The sequence below is a fragment of the uncultured Gordonia sp. genome (assembly GCF_937858515.1).
In the GTDB taxonomy this organism is placed as follows: Bacteria; Actinomycetota; Actinomycetes; order Mycobacteriales; family Mycobacteriaceae; genus Gordonia.
This window is the reverse complement of sequence record NZ_CALLZT010000163.1, coordinates 1-5,680: the sequence shown is the minus strand read 5'-3', so window position 1 is coordinate 5,680 and position 5,680 is coordinate 1. Positions and strand designations below refer to the sequence as shown.

Sequence of the window (5,680 nt, the reverse complement as noted above, 5' to 3'; positions counted from 1 at the left end):
CACGCCATGTTCAAGGCGGCGCTGTTCATGGTCGTCGGCATCATCGACCACTCCACCGGCACCCGCGACGTGCGCAAGCTGGCGCGCCTCGGTGAGCGGCTGCCCGTCCTGATGGGTATCTCGGCCGTCGCCGGAGCGAGCATGGCCGGGCTGCCGTTCACGATGGGTTTCGTGGGCAAGGAGACCGCGTTCGCGGCCGTGTGGGGTTCGGGTGCGCTCGCGACCTGGCAGACCCACACCGTCGACATCGTGATACTGATCGGCTCGGTGATCACCTTCGCCTACACCACCCGGTTCCTGTGGGGCGCGTTCGGCCGCAAGGTACGCACCGAGCCGAGCGCCGCCGTCGTCAAGATGCATCCGCCCGGTCCGCTGTTCTATCTGGCCCCGACTGTCCTCGCGGTCGCCGGTGTCGCCGCCGGATTCGCCGCCGGACCGATCGGCTCACTGCTCGAACCGCACGCGCAGACCCTGCCGTCATACGGTCACGAACTCGAACACCTGGCGATGTGGCACGGATTCGGGCTTCCGGTGGTGTTCTCGATCATCGTGATCGTGGCCGGCGCCGCCCTGTTCCTGCTGGTCCGACGCCTGCGCGAGCGGGTGTTCGGGTTCCGGCCGCTGCTCAACGCCGACCGCATGTACGATGCGACGCTGCGCGGCGCCGACACCCTGTCACTGCTGCTGACCCGGAACACCCAGCGTGGTTCGCTGCCCATCACCCAGGGCGTGATCCTGTCGACGATGATCATCCTGCCGCTGGTGGTGCTGTTCACCGGTGCGCGCACCTCACTCGAGATCGCGGGCTTCGACGCCGCCTCACAGGTGGTCGTCGGCGGCATCATGGTGGCCGCCGCGCTCGCCGCAACCGTGCTGCGCAACCGGCTGGCAGCGACGCTCGTAGTCGGTGTCACCGGTTACGGCTGCGGCACCCTGTTCGCCCTGTACGGCGCGCCCGACCTGGCACTGACCCAGTTCCTCGTCGAGACGCTGACCCTGGTGATCTTCGTGCTGGTGCTGCGCAAACTTCCCGCCGAACCCGAACCGCGGCACGCGACCGGCTTCAAGACGGCCCGTGCCCTGCTCGGTGTGGCATTCGGCGCCGCCCTGGTGGTGATCGGCCTGTTCGCGGCGGCCGCCCGCTCGGATCAGCCGCTGCACATCGACCTCCCCGCGGCCGCCTACGAGTTCGGCCACGGCGCGAACGCGGTCAACGTGCTGCTGGTGGACATCCGCGCCTGGGACACCCTCGGCGAGATCTCGGTGCTGATCGTCGCCGCGACGGGCGTGGCGTCGCTGGTGTTCCGCAACCGCCGCTTCGGTGCCGCACCCCGGGTCGCCGACGCCACTCGCGACGGCACGGCCACCCGCAGCGGACCGACCGGGGCACCGGACTATGACGACGTTCCCCCGGACCGCACCACCTGGCTGCTCGGCAGCGACCTGCGCGACCCGCGACACCGGTCGATGGTGCTGGAGGCGACCACCCGGCTCATCTTCCCCACCATCGTGGTGCTGTCGGTGTACTTCTTCTGGGCCGGTCACAACTCGCCGGGCGGTGGTTTCGCCGCCGGCCTGACGATGGGGCTGGGGCTGGTGCTGCGCTACCTGGCCGGTGGCCGCTACGAACTCGGTGAAGCACTGCCGCTGGAACCCGGACGCATCCTCGGTGCCGGGCTGGCCATCTCGGCGGCCACCGCGACGATATCGCTGCTGCTGGGTGCGCCCGCGCTCTCGTCGGCGGTGTTCAAGGTCACACTGCCGCTGCTCGGCGACGTCAAGCTCGTGACGGCCCTGTTCTTCGACCTCGGCATATACATGATCGTCGTGGGGCTGGTCCTCGACGTACTGCGTAGCCTCGGCGCACGTCTGGACGTGGAGAACGTCGCCGAACCGAACAGTCCCGCGGCACCCCGATTCACGCCGGAAGCCGGCCCGGGCCTGGACCCCGCCGACACCGGGGCGGCACCGGCGGGCGGGGTGAGCCGGTGAGCATCAACCTCGGACTTCTCATCGTCGTCGGCGTGCTGGCGGCATGCGGTGCCTACCTGCTGACCGAACGCAGCCTCGTTCGGATGCTGCTGGGCCTGCTGCTGTGCGGCAACGCGATCAACCTGATGATCGTCGTCGTCTCCGGCGGGCCCGGCGACCCACCGATCAAAGGCCGCACCTCGACCGGGCAGGGCGGTGACGCCGACCCGCTCGCCCAGGCGATGGTGCTGACCTCGATCGTCATCACCATGGGCGTGGCGGCATTCGTGCTGGCCATGGTCTACCGATTGTTCGTGCTCAACCGCGACGACGACGAGGTGTCCGACGACACCGAGGACGTCAAGATCGTGAAGGGTTCGCTGTCGGACGCCCCCGACCGCGACCGTACCGACGACCCGGTGACTCTCGCCGACACCGCGGCCGGCGACCTGTACGACGACGACGGCAACCCGCTGACCCCCGAGGAGTTCGAGGCCCTGCACCAGGACCAGATAGAGACCGACCTGATCCCGGCCAGCTCCGGCGACTTCCGCGACGAGATGTCCGACGAGGATCCGCGGCGCACCGGCTCCGAATCCGCCGGTGAGGTACCCGGTCGCGACAACCCGGCGGGGGGTGCCTCGTGACTCCGCAGAGTTCATGGATACCGGTGCTGGTCACGCTGCCGGCACTGGTCCCGCTGATCGCCGCCGCCCTGACCCTGCTGCGCGGGCGCAGTCCCCGTTTCCAGCGCGCCGTCACCGTCGTCGCGCTGGCCACGGTGTTCGTCGCATCGTGCCTGATGCTGTATCTGACCGGCGAACACGGCACGTTCGCGGTGATGATCGGCGGCTGGGGCGACAAGGGTTACCCGAACGGCCCGCTCGGCATCACGCTGGTCGTCGACCAGTTGTCGGCGCTGATGCTGGTGGTGTCGACGATCGTGCTGCTATGCGTGGTGCTGTACGCGATCGGCCAGGGTATCCGCGACGGCACCAGCACCCGACAGCCGGTGTCGATCTTCCTGCCGTCGTATCTGATCCTCACCGCGGGCGTGTGCAACTCGTTCCTCGCCGGTGACCTGTTCAACCTGTTCGTCTCGTTCGAGGTGCTGCTGGCGGCGAGCTTCGTGCTGCTCACGCTGGGAGCGAGTTCCGAGCGGGTGCGCGCCGGGGCGTCGTACGTGATGGTGTCGATGGTGTCGTCGCTGATCTTCCTGGCGGGCATCGCGTTCGCCTACGCCACCACCGGCACCCTCAACCTCGCCGAGATGGCGGTGCGCCTCGACGACGTCCCCGACGGCACCCGCAACGCGCTGTTCGCGGTCCTGCTGGTGGCCTTCGGCATCAAGGCCGCGGTGTTCCCACTGTCGACGTGGCTGCCAGACTCGTATCCGACCGCCCCCGCCCCGGTGACCGCTGTGTTCGCGGGCCTGCTCACCAAGGTCGGCGTGTACGCGATCATGCGCACCCATTCGCTGCTGTTCCCGGGCGGCTCGATGGACAACGTGCTGCTCATCGCGGCGCTGGCGACGATGCTGATCGGCATCATGGGCGCGATCGCGCAGGCCGACATCAAACGTCTGCTGTCGTTCACCCTGGTCAGCCACATCGGTTACATGGTGTTCGGAATCGCGTTGTCGTCGAAGATCGGCATGTCGGCGGCCATCTACTACGTGGCGCACCACATTCTGGTGCAGACGACGCTGTTCCTGGTGGTCGGACTCATCGAGCGGCAGGCCGGGTCTGCGTCGCTGCGCAGGCTCGGCGGTCTCATCGCCAGCCCGGTGCTGGCCGTGCTGTTCCTGATCCCCGCGCTCAACCTGGGCGGTATCCCCCCGTTCTCCGGGTTCATCGGCAAAGTCGCGCTGCTGGAGGCCGGCGGCGAGGACGGCTCGGTGCTGGCATGGGTGCTCATCGGCGGCGGGGTGGTGACGAGCCTGCTCACGCTGTACGTGATGGCCCGCATCTGGACCAAAGGCTTCTGGCGGCCCCGCGCCGACGCCCCCGAAGGCGACCTCGCCGACGTCACCCCGTCGGCCCTGATCGACGAGAGCGCCGACGACATCGCCTTCGACGAACGTGAGGACGTGGGCCGGATGCCGCTGGGCATGGTGCTGCCGACGGCGGCGATGGTCGCGGCCGGTCTGGTGCTGACGATCTGGGCCGGCCCGATCTTCGACTTCACCGACCGCGCAGCCGAGAACGTCGTCGACCGGGGCGTGTATGTCGAAGCAGTTCTCGGAGGTGACGGTCAGTGAGCGGGCAGATGCCGGCCGATCCGGGCAGGACGTCGAAGCGGGAGGAGTTGCGTTCGGCACTGGCAGAACGCTATCCGGTGGCCAAGAAGGGACCGATCCGGTCGGCGCTGATCAATGTGTGGCGGCTGTCGTTCCTGGTGGTCGCGTGGGCCGTCCTCGGGTTCTGGGTATGGCTGCACGGCAAGATCCGGCTGCCCAAATGGCTCGGCGGCGACGCCCGCGAGGTCGCGGTCCGGTTGTGGACGATCACCTGGCTGACGTCGGTGTGGGTGCTGCTGTGGGGCACCATCTCGTGGGCTAACGTGCTCGGCGGTATCGGGGTGGCGCTGGCGATCATGATCCTGCTGCCGCTGCCCCGCGTGCCGGTCGAGGGCCGGCTGCACCCGTTCGTGCTGCTGCAGATCGTCGCCCGGCTCATGGTCGATTTCTGCGTGTCGAGCGCACAGGTCGCGTGGGCCGCGATCCGCCCGGGCAAACCTCCGCTGGGCGCGGTGGTGCGGGTGCGCGTGGCCATCAAGTCCGACATGGTGCTCACGCTGGCCGTCGACTATATGAACCTGGTGCCGGGCACGATGGTGCTGGAGATCGACCATCGCCGCCGCATGCTGTACGTGCATATCTTCGACGTCCGCAGCGAGGCCCGCGTCAAGGCGTTCTACAAATCGGTGGCGTGGGTGGAGCGGGCCTTCATCCGGGCGTTCGAGCGTGACAGCGAATGGCATCCGAGCCCCTACCACGGCATCGATGACGAGTTCCATCACGTCTCGCAGCAGGCTCGGCGGCGCCTGGACAAGCGGGGACACGACAAGCAGGGACACGACAAGCAGGGACACGACAAGCAGGAGGGACAGTCATGACGATCGTGTGGACGGTCGTGACCGTCCTGCTGCTCATCTCGGCGGTGCTGACGAGCGCCCGCATCCTGATGGGCCCGACGTCGCTGGACCGGGTCGTCGCCCTCGATGTGCTGGTGGCGTTGTGTATGTGCGGGCTCGCGGCGTGGGCCGCCTACAGCGGTGATTCGACGGTGATCCCGGCGATCGTCGCGCTGAGCCTGCTCAGTTTCATCGGGTCGATCTCGATCGCCCGATTCCGGGTGCGGGACGATCAGTCATGATCTGGGACGTCGTCTCGTCGGTGCTGCTGGTGACCGGGTCGGTGCTGGCGCTGACCACCGCGATCGGTCTGATCCGTTTCCCCGACACCCTGTCCCGGATGCACGCGGCCACCAAACCGCAGACGTTCGGCCTGTTGCTGATCCTCACCGGTTCGGCAATCCGCCTCGGCAGCGACCACATCGACGTCGGCATGCTGGTGCTGGCCGCGATGTTCGCGCTGATCACCGCCCCGGTGGTGGCCCACCGCATCGGCCGCCTGGTCTATCAGGAGCAACGTGCCCGCGACGGCCTGATGAACCCCGACGACATGGAGTCCGGCAACCGCGACTGA

General features: G+C 68.2%; 6 protein-coding genes. All 6 read left to right on the top strand.

Features of this window, described 5'->3' with window-relative positions:
- The coding region (gene mbhE, locus Q0627_RS15730; protein ID WP_298811313.1) for a hydrogen gas-evolving membrane-bound hydrogenase subunit E at nt 1-1,992 on the top strand (1,992 nt) is incomplete at its 5' end.
- Nucleotides 1,989-2,618, top strand: coding sequence for a Na(+)/H(+) antiporter subunit C (locus Q0627_RS15725; protein WP_291018745.1), 630 nt, complete (start codon nt 1,989-1,991; stop codon nt 2,616-2,618). The genes mbhE and Q0627_RS15725, both read left to right, overlap by 4 nt.
- On the top strand, nt 2,615-4,231 hold the full coding sequence (locus Q0627_RS15720) for a Na+/H+ antiporter subunit D (protein WP_291018742.1): 1,617 nt from the start codon (nt 2,615-2,617) through the stop codon (nt 4,229-4,231). The genes Q0627_RS15725 and Q0627_RS15720 overlap by 4 nt, the downstream gene beginning before the upstream one ends.
- Nucleotides 4,232-4,239: 8 nt before the next feature.
- Nucleotides 4,240-5,088 carry a Na+/H+ antiporter subunit E gene (locus Q0627_RS15715; protein ID WP_291018844.1) on the top strand — a complete coding sequence of 283 codons (849 nt, stop codon included), beginning with the start codon at nt 4,240-4,242 and terminating at the stop codon, nt 5,086-5,088.
- Nucleotides 5,085-5,348: a monovalent cation/H+ antiporter complex subunit F gene (locus Q0627_RS15710; RefSeq protein WP_291018740.1), complete on the top strand. Its 264-nt coding sequence runs from the start codon at nt 5,085-5,087 to the stop codon at nt 5,346-5,348. The genes Q0627_RS15715 and Q0627_RS15710 overlap by 4 nt, the downstream gene beginning before the upstream one ends.
- Nucleotides 5,345-5,680, top strand: a complete 336-nt coding sequence (gene mnhG / locus Q0627_RS15705) for a monovalent cation/H(+) antiporter subunit G (protein WP_291018738.1) — start codon at nt 5,345-5,347, stop codon at nt 5,678-5,680. Before Q0627_RS15710 ends, mnhG begins: the two co-directional genes overlap by 4 nt.

What these genes read in the sequence shown, in the direction of transcription:
- Q0627_RS15715 (WP_291018844.1), top strand. Translation starts at nt 4,240, where the DNA reads ATGCCGGCCGATCCGGGCAGGACGTCGAAGCGGGAGGAGTTGCGTTCG.
- mnhG (WP_291018738.1), top strand. Translation starts at nt 5,345, where the DNA reads ATGATCTGGGACGTCGTCTCGTCGGTGCTGCTGGTGACCGGGTCGGTG.
- Q0627_RS15710 (WP_291018740.1), top strand. Translation starts at nt 5,085, where the DNA reads ATGACGATCGTGTGGACGGTCGTGACCGTCCTGCTGCTCATCTCGGCG.